13 protein-coding genes are annotated in these 15851 nt (G+C 67.7%); 6 read left to right on the forward strand and 7 right to left on the reverse strand.

What is annotated here, in order from left to right; all coding sequences use genetic code 11:
- The first annotated feature begins 1 nt into the window (after nt 1).
- Nucleotides 2-514: a hypothetical protein gene (locus tag L5G33_RS09265; protein WP_236997893.1), complete on the forward strand. Its 513-nt coding sequence runs from the start codon at nt 2-4 to the stop codon at nt 512-514.
- A 7-nt stretch (nt 515-521) separates the two neighbouring features.
- Here the strand turns inward: L5G33_RS09265 and fgd are convergent, their stop codons facing one another.
- Both fgd and L5G33_RS09275 read right to left on the reverse strand, forming a co-directional pair.
- Nucleotides 522-1532: a glucose-6-phosphate dehydrogenase (coenzyme-F420) gene (gene fgd / locus L5G33_RS09270; protein WP_236997894.1), complete on the reverse strand. Its 1011-nt coding sequence runs from the start codon at nt 1530-1532 to the stop codon at nt 522-524.
- 35 nt (nt 1533-1567) lie between these two features.
- The gene (locus L5G33_RS09275; RefSeq protein ID WP_236997895.1) at nt 1568-2749 is read right to left on the reverse strand and encodes an acyl-CoA dehydrogenase family protein; all 1182 of its coding nucleotides are present in this window, start codon (nt 2747-2749) and stop codon (nt 1568-1570) included.
- 175 nt (nt 2750-2924) lie between these two features.
- Between L5G33_RS09275 and L5G33_RS09280 the strand changes: the two genes are divergently transcribed.
- Together L5G33_RS09280 and L5G33_RS09285 are read left to right on the forward strand one after the other, a co-directional pair.
- A complete protein-coding gene (locus tag L5G33_RS09280) occupies nt 2925-6812 on the forward strand; it encodes a Pls/PosA family non-ribosomal peptide synthetase (RefSeq protein WP_236997896.1) in 3888 nt (1295 codons plus the stop codon).
- 135 nt (nt 6813-6947) lie between these two features.
- Nucleotides 6948-8228 carry a M1 family metallopeptidase gene (locus L5G33_RS09285; RefSeq protein ID WP_236998211.1) on the forward strand — a complete coding sequence of 427 codons (1281 nt, stop codon included), beginning with the start codon at nt 6948-6950 and terminating at the stop codon, nt 8226-8228.
- A 60-nt stretch (nt 8229-8288) separates the two neighbouring features.
- On the opposite strand, the gene L5G33_RS09290 is transcribed toward L5G33_RS09285, so the two are convergent.
- Both L5G33_RS09290 and rfbA read right to left on the reverse strand, forming a co-directional pair.
- On the reverse strand, nt 8289-8885 hold the full coding sequence (locus L5G33_RS09290) for a dTDP-4-dehydrorhamnose 3,5-epimerase family protein (RefSeq protein ID WP_236997897.1): 597 nt from the start codon (nt 8883-8885) through the stop codon (nt 8289-8291).
- A complete protein-coding gene (rfbA, locus tag L5G33_RS09295) occupies nt 8885-9760 on the reverse strand; it encodes a glucose-1-phosphate thymidylyltransferase RfbA (protein ID WP_236997898.1) in 876 nt (291 codons plus the stop codon). The genes L5G33_RS09290 and rfbA overlap by 1 nt, the downstream gene beginning before the upstream one ends.
- 126 nt (nt 9761-9886) lie before the next feature.
- Here rfbA and rfbB point away from each other — a divergent pair, with 126 nt between their 5' ends.
- Nucleotides 9887-10903, forward strand: coding sequence for a dTDP-glucose 4,6-dehydratase (gene rfbB, locus L5G33_RS09300; RefSeq protein ID WP_236997899.1), 1017 nt, complete (start codon nt 9887-9889; stop codon nt 10901-10903).
- A complete protein-coding gene (galE, locus tag L5G33_RS09305; RefSeq protein ID WP_236997900.1) occupies nt 10903-11928 on the forward strand; it encodes a UDP-glucose 4-epimerase GalE in 1026 nt (341 codons plus the stop codon). The genes rfbB and galE overlap by 1 nt, the downstream gene beginning before the upstream one ends.
- A 25-nt stretch (nt 11929-11953) precedes the next feature.
- Here galE and L5G33_RS09310 read toward each other — a convergent pair whose 3' ends face one another.
- From L5G33_RS09310 to L5G33_RS09320, 3 genes are read right to left on the reverse strand one after another with little or no spacing between them, the layout of a single operon-like run.
- Entirely contained in the window at nt 11954-12538 is a 585-nt protein-coding gene (locus tag L5G33_RS09310) for a hypothetical protein (protein ID WP_236997901.1), read from the reverse strand.
- Between the two features lie 19 nt (nt 12539-12557).
- Complete coding sequence (locus tag L5G33_RS09315; RefSeq protein WP_236997902.1) at nt 12558-13823, reverse strand: MFS transporter; 1266 nt, start codon at nt 13821-13823, stop codon at nt 12558-12560.
- Nucleotides 13820-14458 carry a GntR family transcriptional regulator gene (locus L5G33_RS09320; RefSeq protein ID WP_236997903.1) on the reverse strand — a complete coding sequence of 213 codons (639 nt, stop codon included), beginning with the start codon at nt 14456-14458 and terminating at the stop codon, nt 13820-13822. Before L5G33_RS09320 ends, L5G33_RS09315 begins: the two co-directional genes overlap by 4 nt.
- A gap of 230 nt (nt 14459-14688) precedes the next feature.
- On the opposite strand from L5G33_RS09320, the gene L5G33_RS09325 reads away from it, so the two are divergent.
- Nucleotides 14689-15846: an NAD(P)-dependent malic enzyme gene (locus tag L5G33_RS09325; RefSeq protein WP_372476878.1), complete on the forward strand. Its 1158-nt coding sequence runs from the start codon at nt 14689-14691 to the stop codon at nt 15844-15846.
- The last annotated feature ends 5 nt before the right edge of the window (nt 15847-15851 follow it).

Here is a 15851-nt window from a genome sequence, read left to right on the forward strand (position 1 = left end):
GTTGACCCAACCGCCGCCCCCGCACACTCCCGACGAGCCCGGGACCAGCGGCGATGATCTCTCGCGCGAGCAGTCCGCACCCCACGACATGACGCAGACACCGTACGGCGCGATCCCGAACGACCTCTACAGCGGTCCCCCGGCCGCCGCGACAGCCGCAGCGGGTGCGAGCGCCGCGGCGCGCCGTATGCAGATCATCGCGGCCGTCGCCTGCGCAGCGGCCGCGATCGTCATCATCGCGTTCTTCATCGTCGGCAACAAGGACCGCAACGAGACGCCCGCGCACACCGTGACCAGCGTCGTCACCGAGACCGAGACCGAGGACGGGGACGCCACCACCGTCACGCAGACGACGACGGCGACCCGCGAGAACACGGCGACCGAGCGCCAGACCGGGACGCGGACGGTGACGGACACCGTGACCCGGACCCGGACGGCGACCGAGACGGAGACCGTGACCGACACCACCACCGTTGAAGTTCCGGCTCCCTCCGAGGCGGCAGAGACCAGCTAACCGACCCCTACCCGAGCGAGCGGAGCGCCGGCACGACGTCCTCGGTGAACGCCTCGAGGAAGCGTCGCTGGTCAGCTCCCGGGTTGTGGAAAACGAGGTGATTGAGCCCGGCGTCGAGGTACGGCTTGATCTGGGCGACGGCATCGTCGGCGTTTGACGCGACGATCCACCGTTTGGCGACCTGTTCGATCGGTAGTTCGTCAGCCAACCGTTCCATCTCGACCGACGAGTTGACGCTGTGCTTCTGCTCGGGGGTGAGCGAGAGGGGAGCCCAGAACCGGGTCTGCTCGAGTGCGCGGTCCGGATCTCGGTCGTAGGAGATCTTGATCTCGATCATCCGATCGATTCCGTCGAAGTCGCGTTCGGCCTTCGCCGCGCCCTCCTTGACCGCCGGGATCAGCTTCTCGGTGTAGAGGTCCATGCCCTTGCCCGAGGTGCAGATGAAACCGTCACCCGCACGACCCGCGTAGCGTGCGACGACGGGTCCGCCCGCGGCGATGTACACCGGGATCGGCTTCTCCGGCACGTCGTACATGTACGCGTCCTGTGTGGAGTAGTAGTCACCCTCGAAGTTCACCTTCTCGCCCGTCCACAGTTCCCGCATCAGGCGGACCGATTCGCGCAGCCGCGCAAAGCGCTCCTTGAACTCGGGCCACTCGCCGCGGAAGCCGGTCGCGTACTCGTTGAGAGCCTCACCGGTGCCGACACCGAGCATGACGCGGTCGGGGAACAGGCAGCCCATCGTGGCGAACGCTTGCGCGATGACCGCAGGGTTGTAGCGGAATGTCGGGGTCAACACCGACGTCCCCATCTGCAGTCGCTCGGTCCGTTCGCCGACCGCGGCCATCCAGGCGAGGGAGAACGGTGCGTGGCCGCCGTTGTGGCGCCACGGCTGGAAGTGGTCACTGACGGTCACCGAGTCCAAGCCGAACTCTTCGGCGGCGACCCCGAGTTCGACGAGGTCACGGGGGCCGAACTGTTCGGCCGAAGCCTTCAATCCGAGTTTGAGCGATGCCATGGGGCTCCTTCGATGTGGTGTGGGGTGGCCGCGTGTCAGCGGAAGGCGTCGAACCCGGTGAGTGCTTTGCCGATCATCAATTGATGCATCTCGCTGGTGCCCTCGTAGGTGAGGACCGACTCCAGGTTGTTGGCGTGCCGGATCACCGGGTATTCGAGGGTGATCCCGTTGGCGCCGAGGATCGTCCGGCATTCGCGGGCGATCGCGATCGCCTCCCGGACGTTGTTGAGCTTGCCGAGACTGATCTGTTCGGGACGGATCGTCCCGGCGTCCTTCATCCGTCCGAGGTGAACGGCGAGCAGGAACGCCTTGCCGACTTCGAGCGCCATGTCGGCGAGTTTCGCCTGGGTCAGCTGGAATCCGCCGAGCGGCTTGTCGAACACCTCGCGTTCGTCTGCGTACCGGAGCGCCGTCTCGAGGCTGTCGCGTGCGGCGCCGACCGCACCGAACACGATGCCGAAACGGGCTTCGTTGAGACAGCTGAGCGGGCCGCGAAGGCCCTCGACTCCGGGCAGCACCGCGTCGGCCGGCAACCGGACGTCCTCGAGGACGAGTTCACCGGTCACCGAGGCGCGCAGCGACATCTTGTGCTTGATCTCGTTCGCCGAGAATCCCGGGGTGTCGGTGGGTACGACGAATCCACGGATACCGCGCGGGTCGGGGGCGTTGGTCTGCGCCCAGACGACGGCGACGTCGGCGACGCTCCCGTTGGTGATCCACATCTTGGCACCGTTGAGAATCCAGTCGTCGCCGTCACGGCGGGCGGTGGTGCGCATGCCCGCCGGGTTGGATCCGAAGTCGGGCTCGGTGAGTCCGAAACAGCCGATCGCCTCACCGCGCGCCATCGCGGGCAGCCACTGGTCCTTCTGCTCGTCGCTGCCGAACGCGTGGATCGCGAACATCGACAACGAGCCTTGGACGGAGATGAAGCTGCGCAGGCCGCTGTCGACGGCTTCGGACTCCATACAGGCCAGCCCGTACGCGGTGGCCGATGTGCCTGCGCAGCCGTAGCCCTGAAGATGCATGCCGAACAGGCCGAGCTCGCCGAGTTCGAGAGCGAGTTCGCGGACCGGGAGCGTGCCGTCCTCGAACCAGCCTGCCACGTGCGGGCGCAGGCGTTTGGCCCCGAACGCGGCAACTGTGTCGACGATGGCTCGCTCGTCGTCGTCGAGCAGTCCGGCGAATCCGAACAGTTCGTCCACACTGCTACGCGTCATACGTCGTCTCCTCTTCCGGCGGTGATCCGCCGCTGATCGAGTGTCAGTCCTCACCTTACGACCGTCGCCGACTTCGCCGCGCTGCGAGGGAGCCGATGCTGGGGCATCATTAGCCTGTCGTGCCGCGCCCGCGTCCGACACCTCAACAGTTCGAGCGATCCCCGGAGGGCTCCCCGTGCCGATACCCGCGGCCTACCTGCTCGCCGATCGGGCACCGCTGCCTCGCACCCTCTGCGACGTCCTCGCGGAGACGGCGAGGACTCATCCGGACGCGCCCGCCATCGACGACTCCGACGCGATGGTGACCTATTCGGAACTGATCGCGTTGATCCGTCGCGTCAGCGGCCGCCTATCGGCGATCGGCGTCGGCCGCGGCCACCGGGTCGGGATCCGCATGCCGTCGGGCAGCCGCGACCTGTACCTCGCGATCCTGGCGACACTCTGGGCGGGCGCCGCATACGTTCCGGTCGACGCGGACGATCCCGACGAGCGAGCCCGCCTGGTATTCGACGAGGCTGACGTCGACGCGATCATCGACGCCGACGGAATCCATCCGCAGACGGCCCGCGTGGCGCCGCAGCAATCCGACGGGCAGAGCACTCCGGCCGGCGCCTCGCCCCCGACACCGTCGGACGACGCATGGATCATCTTCACGTCGGGGTCGACGGGTAAGCCGAAGGGCGTCGCCGTGACCCATCGAAACGCCGCCGCATTCGTCGACGCCGAAGCCGCCCTGTTTCTTCAGGACGCCCCGCTGGGCCCCGGGGATCGTGTGCTCGCGGGACTGTCGGTCGCGTTCGACGCGTCGTGCGAGGAGATGTGGTTGGCGTGGCGCAGCGGGGCCTGCCTCGTGCCCGCGCCGCGCGCGCTGGTGCGGTCCGGCATGGATCTGGGCCCTTGGCTGGTGAAACGCGATATTAATGTGGTGTCGACGGTGCCGACGCTCGCGTCGATGTGGCCTGCCGAAGCGCTCGAGATGGTGCGACTGCTGATCTTCGGCGGGGAGGCGTGCCCGCCCGAACTCGCGGACCGGCTCGCCACCGCCGATCGCGAGGTGTGGAACACCTACGGCCCGACGGAGGCGACCGTGGTCGCCTGCGCGGCCCCTCTGCGGCGCGGGGAACCCGTCCGGATCGGGCTGCCGTTGATCGGCTGGGATCTGGCGGTCGTCGACGCGAACGGCGAACCCGTCGCCGACGGCGAGTCCGGTGAGCTCGTGATCGGCGGCGTCGGACTGGCCCGCTACCTCGACCCAGTCAAGGACGCCGAGAAGTATGCTCCGGCGCCGGCGCTCGGCTGGGACCGCGCCTACCGCAGCGGCGACCTCGTCACCCTCGACAGCGCTGGACTGCTGTTCGTCGGCCGCGCCGACGACCAGGTGAAGATCGGCGGACGGCGCATCGAGCTCGGCGAGATCGACAACGCTCTGCAGAGTCTCCCCGGCGTCAGCGGTGCGGCGGTCACCGTCCGCACCACCGAATCGGGCAACGCGTTCCTCGTCGGCTACCTCGCGTCGACCGACCCGGACTTCGACGTCGCGGCGGCACGCGCGAGGTTGCAAGCCGAACTGCCCGCCGCTCTCGTCCCGCGGCTGGTCCTGATGGACGAGCTGCCCACCCGCACCTCCGGGAAGGTCGACCGCGACGCTCTCCCCTGGCCCGCCCCGGGCACCGACTCCGGCGACGAACCGTCCGATCTGTCCAGCACCGAGGCTTGGCTCGCACAGCAGTGGTCCACCGTGCTCGGCGTCGACGTGTCGAGCCCCACGGCCGACTTCTTCGCCGAGGGCGGCGGGTCGCTCTCGGCCGCGCAGCTGGTCACCGCGTTGCGCAGCCGATACCCGGAGATCACCGTCGCCGCCCTCTACGACCACCCCCGACTCGGTTCGCTGGCGGAGATGCTCGATGCGCTCGACCCGACGGCGGCGGTCGAACCCCGCGAGGTGAAGCCCGTCCCGTTCTCGACCGGTGTCGCGCAGACCGTCGCGTCGGTCCCGCTCGCCACGCTGACCGGCGTCCAATGGGTCACCTGGCTCGGAGTGGCGAACAACGTCGCCGACTGGGCGGCCGGCAGGCTCGGTTACGACGCCCCGTGGCTCATCAGCGTGAACTGGTGGGCGTTGCTCATCGCGTTCGGCGTGTTCGTGACACCGGTGGGCCGTATGACGATCGCGGCGATCGGTGCGCGCCTGCTCCTGCACGGGGTCGCCGCCGGACGGTATCCGCGCGGCGGCGGCGTCCACATCCGTCTCTGGATCGCCGAGCGTCTGATGGCGGCGAGCGGTGCGCACAATCTGTCGGGCGCGCCGTGGATGCCGACCCTCGCACGGGCTCTCGGCGCTCGGATCGGCAACGACGTCGACCTGCACTCGCTGCCGCCAGTCACCGGACTGCTGCGGATCGGTGACGGAGCCGCCGTGGAACCCGAAGTCGACCTCGCGGGCTGGTGGCTCGACGGCGACGTCCTGATCATCGGCGAGATCACCGTGAAACCGGGCGCCGTCGTCGGCAGCCGCTCGACGCTGTTCCCCGGAGCCGTCGTCGGCCGCGACGCGATCGTCGACCCCGGCTCCGGTGTGACGGGCAAGGTGAAGGCCCGGCAGCGCTGGGGCGGCTCCCCCGCGATGAAGCTCGGCAAGGCCAAGCCGACGTGGCCGGCGGAACGTCCGAAGACGCGTCGGTGGTGGGTGGCAGTCTACGGCGGCACCGCGCTCCTGATCTCCGCGGGCCCGCTGATCTCGTTGGCGGTCGGCCTCGCCGTCGCGGGCAGCTGGGCCGTCTCCGCCGACCGTCTGCGCACCGCGACGTGGCGGATGCTCGCGCTCGCACCCGTCGGCGCCGTCGCCGCGATGGCGGTGTTCGCGCTGCTCACCTTGATCGGGGTCCGGTTGGCGTCGATCAGGATGACGGCTGGAACACACCCCGTCCGGTCCCGCGTGGGATGGCAGGTGTGGGCGACCGAACGCATGATGGATGCCGCCCGCACCTACCTCTTCCCGCTGTACGCGAGCCTGTTGACCCCGTGGTGGTTCCGTGCGCTCGGCGCGTCGATCGGCACCGGCACCGAGATCTCGACGGCCCTCGTGGTCCCCAAGTTCACGACCGTCGGCGACGACTCGTTCCTCGCGGACGACACGCTTGTCGCGTCGTACGAGTTGGGCGGCGGCTGGATGCGGGTCGGCGAGGCGAAGATCGGTAAACGCGCATTCCTTGGCAACTCCGGCATGATCGCCCCGGACCGCAAGGTTCCCAAGAATGGTCTCGTCGCGGTGCTGTCGGCCGCGCCGTCGAAGGCGAAGAACGGGTCGAGTTGGTTGGGCAGTCCGCCCGTCCGGTTACGACGCACCGCGGCGCAGACCGATTCGGCGCGCACCTTCGCGCCGGCTTTCGGCGTGAAGTTCGCGCGGGCGACCGTCGAGACGCTGCGGCTGACGGCGGTCATGGTGTCGTTCGCGATCGGGGTGTGCGTGCTGTTCGCGATGCAGATCGCCGCCGACAAGTGGGGCGTGATTGCGGCGGTGCTGCTGAGCGGTGTGATCCTGTTGGCCGCGGGCGCGGTGGCCGGTGCGGTGGCCTGTGTGGCGAAGTGGACGGTCGTCGGACCGATCCGACCGTCCGAGCATCCGCTGTGGAGTTCGTTCGTCTGGCGCAACGAATTGTCGGATGCCTTCGTCGAGACGGTGGCCGCACCGTGGTTCGCTAATGCCGCGACCGGCACCCCAGCCCTCACCCTGTGGCTGCGGTCGTTGGGCGCGACGATCGGCAGGGGCGTGTGGTGCGAGTCGTACTGGCTGCCCGAAGCGGATCTCGTCGAACTCGGCGACGGCGCCAACGTGCAGCGCGGCTGCGTGGTCCAGACTCATTTGTTCCACGACCGTGTGATGGCGATCGACCACGTCCGGATCGGCGCGGGCGCGACCCTCGGACCGCACTGCGTCGCGCTCCCGGCGTCCGGTGTCGGCGAGTCGGCGACAGTCGGCCCAGCGTCCCTGGTGATGCGCGGTGACGTCGTCCCGGACCACACCGTGTGGCAGGGCAACCCGATCGCGCCGTGGACACGGTGATCACGCAGGTCCCTGCTCCGGCGACGCCGGTAGGGTTGACGCGTATCGCGGACAACAGACGGAGAGGTAGTGCCGAGTAAACGGAACACGCAGGAACCGACGTTGCCGGGCGGTCACCACGAGCTCGACCCGTACATGCCGCACAGCGGCAATCTCGGCTACCGGATCTCGCGATACGCTCTCGAACTCGGCTATCGCGTCGCCAGCAACCGTCTGTCCGGCACGGCGACGATCTCCGCCACCTCGTACCAGGAGTTGACGCGGTTCGCCCTCGACCTCGCGACGTCGATGCGCGTCGACCGGGTCACCGTGAACGGTTCCCGCGCCCGCTACTCGCATCGTGGAGGCAAGCTCTCGATCACCCCGGGCTCGCCGATCCCGCCGGGCGGCGTCATATCGATCGTCGTCCGCTACGGCGGCACGCCCCGGCCTGTGCGCGGACCGTTCGGCGACGTCGGCTGGGAGGAGCTCGACAATGGAGCCCTGTGCGCGAACCAGCCGGACGGCGCCCCGTCGTGGTTCCCGTGCGACGACCACCCCGAGGCGAAGGCGTCGTTCCACATCGAGGTCACCACCGACAGTCCGTACTACGTGCTCGCGAACGGGCGGCTCGCGTCCAAGCAGCGCCGCGCCGCGCAGACCACGTGGATGTACGACCAGGTGGAGCCGATGTCGACGTACCTCGCGTCCATCCAGATCGGCCAGTACGAGCATCGGACCCTGGCGACGTCGCCGGTCCCGGTGCACGCGCTGGTCCCACCGTCGCTGTCGAAGCGCTTCGAGGTGAGCTTCGCGCACCAGGTGCAGATGGTCGGTGCGTTCACCGAGATGTTCGGGCCGTACCCGTTCCCGCAGTACACGGCCGTCGTCACCGAGGACGAGCTGGACATTCCGTTGGAGGCGCAGAGCTTTTCCACGTTCGGAGCCAATCACTGCGACGGTTCCCGCGACCATGAACGGCTCGTAGCCCACGAACTGGCCCATCAGTGGTTCGGGAACTCGGTGACCGGCGCCCGGTGGCGCGACATCTGGTTGCACGAGGGCTTCGCCTGTTACGCCGAATGGCTGTGGAGTCAGCACAGCGGTGGCCGGTCCGCCGACGAATGGGGCCGCCACTACTACGAGAAGTTGCAGCAGACGAGGTTCACGACACCGCTCGCCGATCCCGGCCCCCGCACCATGTTCGACGACTGGGTCTACAAACGCGGAGCTCTCACTCTGCACGCGCTGCGGCTCCGGCTGGGCGACGGCGAGTTCTTCGCCCTGCTGCGGCGGTGGACCGATAAGTACCGATACCAGTGTGCGACCACCGAAGACTTCATCGCGCTCGCGTCGACGTTCACCTCCGAGTCGCTAAAGGACCTGTGGCGGGACTGGCTGTTCACGCCCGAACTACCGCGGTATCCGACTCTGTAGACGAACGCCCGGCAATTACTAGCACGTATTCGGCGAGAATCAGGCTTCTCGGCCGAGTAGCTACCGCATGCGTGCTGGAAATTCCGGTAGCCGCCCGGCAGTCCGCGCCTGCGCCAACGACGGTGCGGCGGTGTCCTTCCCGGACAGTTCGTAGTGCAGCGGTGCACCGTCGCGGCCGACGGTCGGCCACTCGATGCCTAACTCCTCATCGAGAGGGTGCACCCCGTGTTCGGCTGTCGGGTTGTAGCCGGTCGAGCACAGGTAGGTGACGGTCGAGCCGTCTTGCAGGGAGCAGAAGCCGTGCCCGAGCCCTTCGGCGAGGTAGACGGCCCTGCGGTCGACGTCGTCGAGAAGCACTGCATCCCATTCCCCGAACGTCGGTGAACCGACACGGATGTCGACGATGACGTCGACGATGGCACCGACCGTGCATGTCACGTATTTGGCCTGTCCGGGCGGGACGTCGGCGAAGTGGATGCCGCGCAGCGCGCCTGCAGCCGACACCGAGGTGTTCACCTGTGCCAGGTCGAACCGGTGGCCGATCGTCTCGGCGAGCACATCCGCTTTGAACGCTTCGAGGAAGACGCCGCGGTCGTCGCCGTGTTGGACGGGCGTGAACTCCCACGCGCCGTCGATGCCCAGAGGTCGAACCCGCATCACAGTTCTCGTCCGCGGTCGAGCAGGTCGAACAGATATGCGCCGTAGCCGGATTTGAGGAGCGGCTGGGCGAGGTCACGCAGCCGCGCGTCATCGATATAGCCGAGGCGCCACGCGATCTCCTCGGGCACCGCGATCTTGAGGCCCTGCCGCTGTTCGACGGTCCTGACGAAGTTACTCGCGTCGAGGAGCGAGTCGAAGGTTCCGGTGTCGAGCCATGCGGTGCCCCGCTGCAGCACCGTGACATGCAGCTTGTCGCGTCGCAGGTATTCGGCGTTGACGTCGGTGATCTCGTACTCGCCCCGCGCCGACGGGCGCAAGCGGGACGCGATCTCCACGACATCGTTGTCGTAGAAGTAGAGGCCGGGCACCGCGTACCGCGACGTCGGCCGCGCAGGCTTCTCCTCCAGCGCGATCGCTCGGCCCGCGTCGTCGAATTCGACGACGCCGTACGCCGTCGGATCGGCGACACGGTAGGCGAAGATCGCGCCGCCGTCGACGTCTCCGTAACCGCGCAACTGGTTGCCGAGGCCGGGCCCGTAGAAGATGTTGTCCCCGAGGACGAGGGCCGCCGTCTCGTCGCCGATGTGGTCGGCGCCGAGCACGAACGCCTGCGCCAACCCCTCCGGTTCGGGTTGCACGGTGTAGGTGATGTCAATGCCGAACTGCGATCCGTCCCCGAGTAACTGCTCGAACGACGCGCGATCGTGCGGAGCCGTCACCACCAGGACCTCGCGGACACCCGCCAGCATCAACGTCGACAGCGGGTAATAGATCATCGGCTTGTCGTACACGGGGACCAGCTGTTTGCTCACGCCCTGCGTGATCGGGTGCAGTCGCGAGCCGGTGCCGCCCGCGAGGATGATTCCGCGCATGACGCAACCCTATCGGTAGAGTCGTTCACGGTCCCGGCGCTGATCGACCACTCGGCTGATCGATCCCTGGCGATCGACGCCCCTGCTGGTCGGACGGAGTCGAGACGTTCACGACGAAGGAGATCCATGCGAGTCCTGGTGACGGGCGGCGCCGGCTTCATCGGCGCGAACTTCGTGCTGCGCACCCTCGAGATCCGACCGGACGCGTCGATCACCGTGCTCGACAAGTTCACGTACGCGGCCAACCCGTCGACATTGACGCCTGTCGCGGACCGGGTCCACGTGGTGCGCGGGGACATCGCCGACGCCGCCGTCGTCGACCCGCTGGTGGCCGCGGCCGACGTGGTGGTGAACTTCGCGGCAGAGTCGCACAACGACAATTCGCTGGCCGACCCGTCGTCGTTCGTGCAGACCAACCTGGTCGGCACGTACACGCTGCTCGAGTCGGTACGCCGCCACGGCGTTCGACTCCATCATGTGAGCACCGACGAGGTGTACGGCGATCTCGACCTCGACGATCCCGCGCGTTTCACCGAGGAGACCGCGTACAACCCGTCGAGTCCGTATAGCTCCACGAAAGCGGGCAGCGACCTGCTGGTCCGGGCGTGGGTGCGCTCGTTCGGGGTCGTCGCTACCATCTCGAACTGCAGCAACAACTACGGTCCGTACCAGCATGTCGAGAAGTTCATTCCCCGGCAGATCACCAATGTGCTGACCGGGATTCGACCGAAGCTGTACGGCGACGGCCGCAACGTCCGCGACTGGATCCACGTCGACGACCACAACGATGCGGTGTGGACGATCATCGAGCGCGGACAGCCGGGTGAGACGTACCTGATCGGCGCCGACGGCGAGGTCGACAACCGGACCGTCGTCGAATCGATCCTGGAATCGTTGGGTCGCCCGCGCAACGCCTTCGACTTCGTGACCGACCGACCAGGCCACGACCGCCGGTACGCGATCGATTCGACACGCCTGCGCACCGAGCTCGGTTGGTCACCCAGGTTCACCGATTTCGCGTCCGGGTTGGCCGCCACGATCGACTGGTACCGGAGTCACAGCGACTGGTGGGCGCCCGTCAAGGACGGTGTGGAAGCGTCGTATGCACAGACCCAGAACATCCTCGACCGAGAAGGATCCTGATGCGCGTTCTCGTCACCGGCGGCGCCGGCTACATCGGCTCGCACACCGTCCTGCAGCTCCAGGCTGCCGGGCACGACGTCGTGATCGCCGACGACTTCAGCAACGCCAAGCCGAGCATCGTCAAACGGCTTGTCGCCCTGTCTGGTTCGCCGGTGACCGTGTACACGGTTGACCTGACCGACGAGATCGCGACCGAGCGGGTGTTCGCCGACGAGCAGGTCGACGCCGTGATCCACTTCGCCGGTTTCAAAGCCGTCGGCGAGTCGGTCGCGAAGCCTCTCTCGTATTACCGCAACAACCTCGACACCACGTTCTCGGTCCTTGCGGCGATGGCCAAGCACGGTGTGCGCACGTTCGTGTTCTCGTCGTCGGCCACCGTGTACGGCGAGAACCCGGTCCGGGAGCGCACTGAGGACATGCCGACATCGGCGACCAACCCGTACGGGTGGACCAAAGTGATGATCGAGCAGGTGTTGCGTGATCTGGCGGTCGCCGACGACTCGTGGCGCATCGCGCTGCTGCGCTACTTCAACCCGGTCGGTGCGCACGCGAGCGGTGAGATTGGTGAGGACCCCAACGGACTGCCCAACAACTTGATGCCGTTCGTCTCGCAGGTGGCGGTGGGACGTCGCGAGAAGTTGTCGGTGTTCGGCGACGACTACGACACCCCGGATGGCACGGGCGTCCGCGACTACATCCACGTCGAAGACCTCGCGGCCGGGCATCTCGCCGCGCTCGAGAAGATCACCGTCGGTGACCAGCCGCTGTCGGTGTGGAATCTCGGCAGCGGCCACGCCGTGTCCGTGCTCGAGGTGATCGCCGCCTTCGGACGCGCCAGCGGCCGCGACATACCCTACGAGATCGTGCCGCGGCGCCCCGGCGACCTGCCCGCATACTGGGCCGACCCGTCGAAGGCCAACGCCGAACTCGGGTGGACGGCGACCCGCACGATCGACGACATGTGCGCGGACACGTGGCGCTGGCAGTCGAAGAACCCGAACGGTTTCCCCGACGACGACGAGTGAGTCCGGCCCGCGAAAACCGACAGCGCTAGTGCCTTGCGCTCCAGCACGGCAGGATCATCAACGCCGCAGCGAGGAAGCAGAGCGCGCCGATGAACGTTCCGACGTTCGCGAGCAGCGCGTCCGCCGTCACCCCGGTCGTGCGGACGAAGGCGCCGACGGCCGACGCTGCGAATGCCAGGCAGCCGATCATGTTGATCCACGTGGCCTGCCAGTCACGCGAGCGGGGAGCCCACGCCTGGACGAGAAGCAGTGCGAGGCCGCCGCTGACGAGGAAGCCGAGCGATCCGAGCGCGTCGGGCGCCCACACGTCGGTCCGCTCCGTGCGCACCGCGTGCGCCCACACCGCACCTCCGGTGCTCACATTGAACAGGACCGTACCGAGTGACTGAATGGCCGACGACCACCGTCCGACGCCGGGGTCGGCGAGGATCAGCTGGATCAGTCCGGCGGCCGTGAAGAACCACGAACCGACGAAGCACAGGATGTTCGTGACGGCGGCACCCATGACGGGCGGGAAGCCGGGCGCGGTCCCAACGGCGAAGAACACGGATCCGACCGCGAACAACCAGCATTGCCACGTGAGAGTGACGAAACGCCTGCAGTCGGCCACCACCGGTCCATTCTGATCGTCAACGGCTCGATGCCGACTCTTCGTGCGTCAACTCGACGTCGGTGACCTGGCTTCGCATCGTGTGCGGTCCCGCCATCCCGGTGCGGTTGCCGATCACCATCACGACCACCGCCAGCAGTGCCATCGCGACGCCGAATCCGAAGATCTCACCGTATCCGATGAATTCGAAGCGCTCCATGACGGCGGCGATGACGGCCGGTGACGCGAAACCCAGGTAGGTGAGCCCGTAGAAGACGGCGGTCAGTCCGGCGAGTTCGTCTGGCCGGGCGATCCGCTGCACTTCGAGCAGCCCGGAGATCAGCGCCATCCCGTAGCCGCAGCCGAGGATGGCGGCCGAGACCAATGCCATCGCGACCGCGTGGTTAGCTGCGGCCACGATCGCCGAGACGAGTCCGACGGCGACGAAGAGCAGAGCGATGACGCCCGTCCGCGGCGATCCGGGTTTGTCGAGTCGCTTGCCCACCGTCTGAATCAGGAAGCCTGCGGCCAGGCCGACGACGCAGCACAGTCCGGCGAACGCGATCGCCCAGTTCGATGTCTCGTCGGTCATGAATGTGGGGATCACGGCGTAGGCGACGGCGCATGCGCCGAACACCCACGGTGCGACCGGCGCGACGAGCAACCAGAAACGCGGATGCCGCGCGGACCGGATACGAAGGTCCTCCCCGAGGGTGCGGCCTGTGTCGCGCGGCGCGTGCGACTCCGGTGCCCGCAGGAGCGCTGCGAATGCGATGCCGGACAACACGATGTTGATCAGGTAGGAGAGTTGTCCCGGCCAGGGCGCCCACTGCGCCAGGATCGCCGCGACGCCCGCGCCGACGCCGAATCCGGCCGTCAGGCTCAACGCGGCCCGCCGCGCTCCCGCCGTCACGCTCGCGCCGTCCGCATCGGACAGCTCTTTGATCCAACTGCCGCCGACGGCCATCGCCAGCCCCAATGCGACGCCGCTGGCGATGCGTCCAGTCACCAGCAGCGGCACCGAGTCGGCCCCGGCGGCGAGGAGCGCCGAGCCGACCGCGGCGACCACCGGCGCGGGCAGCATCAGCGGACGACGACCGTACCGGTCCGACAGCGGTCCGCCGATCAGGAGCGCCGGGACGATACCGAGGACATATGTGAACAGCAGGACGTCGACGACGACCGGTGCTATGTCTGTCGTCGTGCGATACATGACCAGCAGTGGCGTGAACTCATTGCCGCCCCACGCCGCCGCGAACACGGCGAGGCAGACCGCGAGCCAACCGGCGTTGCGCAGCGTGGTCATCGAACTCCTCCGTCGACGTCGTGAACACCGGCCAGGTGGGCCGCCAACAGTCCGGCGAACCCGTCGGCGTCGCCGTCGGCGATCGCCGCCGCGAGTGCGGTGTGATCGTGGTGAATGCGGTCGACGACCTCACGGCCGAGATGCAGCCGCGCCGCCGTCATCCGTCGCTGCCGCTCCCCGAGGGACGAGTAGAAGTCCCCGAGCAAGGCGTTGCCGTCGGCGGCAACGATCATTTGGTGGAACTGCGCGTCGAGTCTGGCGAACTCGGCGGCATCGGACGGGTCCACCGCCTGATGCGCTCGACGGTTCTCGTCGAGTCGCGCGCCGAGCGCAGCGAGCGTCGACGGCATGCCGACCACCGAACGTATGGCGTGCGATTCGACGAGCACGCGCGCCTCGAGGACGTCACGCGCCTCCTGGTCGCCGACAGGCACCACCAGCGCGCCGCGCTTGGGATACAGACGCATCCAGCCTTCGGCGGCTAGCCGGAGGAATGCTTCACGTACCGGAGTGCGGCTCACCTCGCAGCGCTCTGCGATCTCGCCCTCGCTAATGAGTTCCCCACCGGGAAGCTCGCAGGTGAGGATGAGTTCCTTTACATCGGCATAGACGCGATCCGCCGCTGAATACGTCATAGACACAAGATGGATACTATCGCAGCCGGGTGTGCGCGGCGAACGAGTACCCGCCGGTAGATTGTCGGTTCACTCACAAACAGTGGTTCGGCTCACTCCTTCGGCCGTTCACGAAATACGCTGAACGCACATTTTCGTGTCCCAGTACGTCCGGTGTTGCCGGAGATCGAGGAGCAAGTGTGACCAGTCCATCGAATGACAGCGCGACGAGCCAGCCGAGCCTCTCGGACGTGCCTATCACGAATGAGGAGATCTTCCTCGCACACGAGGGCGGCAAGCTGTCGGTGGAGCTCCGGTCGCCGATCGACACACAGCGGGATCTATCGATCGCGTACACGCCGGGCGTCGCGCAGGTGTCGCGGGCGATCGCCGCCGAGCGCGACCTCGTCGACAAGTACACGTGGACCGATCGGCTGGTCGCCGTCGTCTCGGACGGCACTGCCGTTCTCGGGCTCGGCGACATCGGACCGCGCGCATCGTTGCCGGTGATGGAGGGCAAGTCGGCGCTGTTCCGTACGTTCGCCGGCCTCAACTCGATTCCGATCGTGCTCGACACCACTGACCCTGACGAGATCGTCGAGACGCTGATCCGTCTGCGCCCGAGCTTCGGCGCAGTGAACCTCGAGGACATCTCGGCTCCCCGTTGCTTCGAGATCGAGCGACGTGTCGTCGAGGCGCTCGACTGTCCGGTAATGCACGACGACCAGCACGGCACGGCGATCGTCGTGCTCGCCGCGTTGAAGGGCGCGTTGACGCACCTCGGCAAGAACATCGGAGAACTCAAGGTCGTGATCTCCGGTGCGGGCGCAGCAGGTGTCGCGTGCGCGAAGATCCTGCAGGCGGCGGGCGTCCCGGACGTGGTGATCCTCGACTCGAAGGGGATCATCGGCGGCCACCGGGACGACCTCAACGAGTTCAAGGCTGATCTGGCGTCGTGGTCGAACCCCCGCGAGCTGTCGGGCGGCGCGGCGGAGGCGCTCGCCGGCGCGGACGTGTTCCTCGGCGTCTCGGCAGGCACGGTCGCAGAGGAGGCGGTCGCGTCGATGAATGCCGACGCGATCGTGTTCGCGTTGTCGAACCCGGACCCGGAGATCCACCCGGAGGTCGCCGCGAAGTACGCGGCGATCGTCGCGACCGGCCGCAGCGACTTCCCGAACCAGATCAACAACGTCCTCGCCTTCCCCGGCGTCTTCGCCGGCGCGCTCGACGCTGACTCCCGCCGCATCACTGAGGGCATGAAACTCGCTGCCGCGGAGGCGATCTTCGGCGTGGTCGGCGACGACCTCGCGGCCGACCACATCGTGCCGAGTCCGCTGGATCCGCGTGTGGCGCCCGCCGTCGCCAAGGCTGTCGCCGACGCCGCCCGCATCGAGGGCGTCACGAAGTAGGCCTT

This window comes from Gordonia liuliyuniae, assembly GCF_021738805.1.
Taxonomy (GTDB): domain Bacteria; phylum Actinomycetota; class Actinomycetes; order Mycobacteriales; family Mycobacteriaceae; genus Gordonia; species Gordonia liuliyuniae.

Bases quoted from the DNA above. Each gene is read 5' to 3' on its own strand.
- L5G33_RS09285 (WP_236998211.1), top strand. From the start codon at position 6,948: ATGCCGCACAGCGGCAATCTCGGCTACCGGATCTCGCGATACGCTCTC.
- galE (WP_236997900.1), top strand. From the start codon at position 10,903: ATGCGCGTTCTCGTCACCGGCGGCGCCGGCTACATCGGCTCGCACACC.
- L5G33_RS09290 (WP_236997897.1), bottom strand. From the start codon at position 8,885: ATGCGGGTTCGACCTCTGGGCATCGACGGCGCGTGGGAGTTCACGCCC.
- rfbA (WP_236997898.1), bottom strand. From the start codon at position 9,760: ATGCGCGGAATCATCCTCGCGGGCGGCACCGGCTCGCGACTGCACCCG.
- L5G33_RS09320 (WP_236997903.1), bottom strand. From the start codon at position 14,458: ATGACGTATTCAGCGGCGGATCGCGTCTATGCCGATGTAAAGGAACTC.
- fgd (WP_236997894.1), bottom strand. From the start codon at position 1,532: ATGGCATCGCTCAAACTCGGATTGAAGGCTTCGGCCGAACAGTTCGGC.
- L5G33_RS09315 (WP_236997902.1), bottom strand. From the start codon at position 13,823: ATGACCACGCTGCGCAACGCCGGTTGGCTCGCGGTCTGCCTCGCCGTG.
- L5G33_RS09275 (WP_236997895.1), bottom strand. From the start codon at position 2,749: ATGACGCGTAGCAGTGTGGACGAACTGTTCGGATTCGCCGGACTGCTC.
- rfbB (WP_236997899.1), top strand. From the start codon at position 9,887: ATGCGAGTCCTGGTGACGGGCGGCGCCGGCTTCATCGGCGCGAACTTC.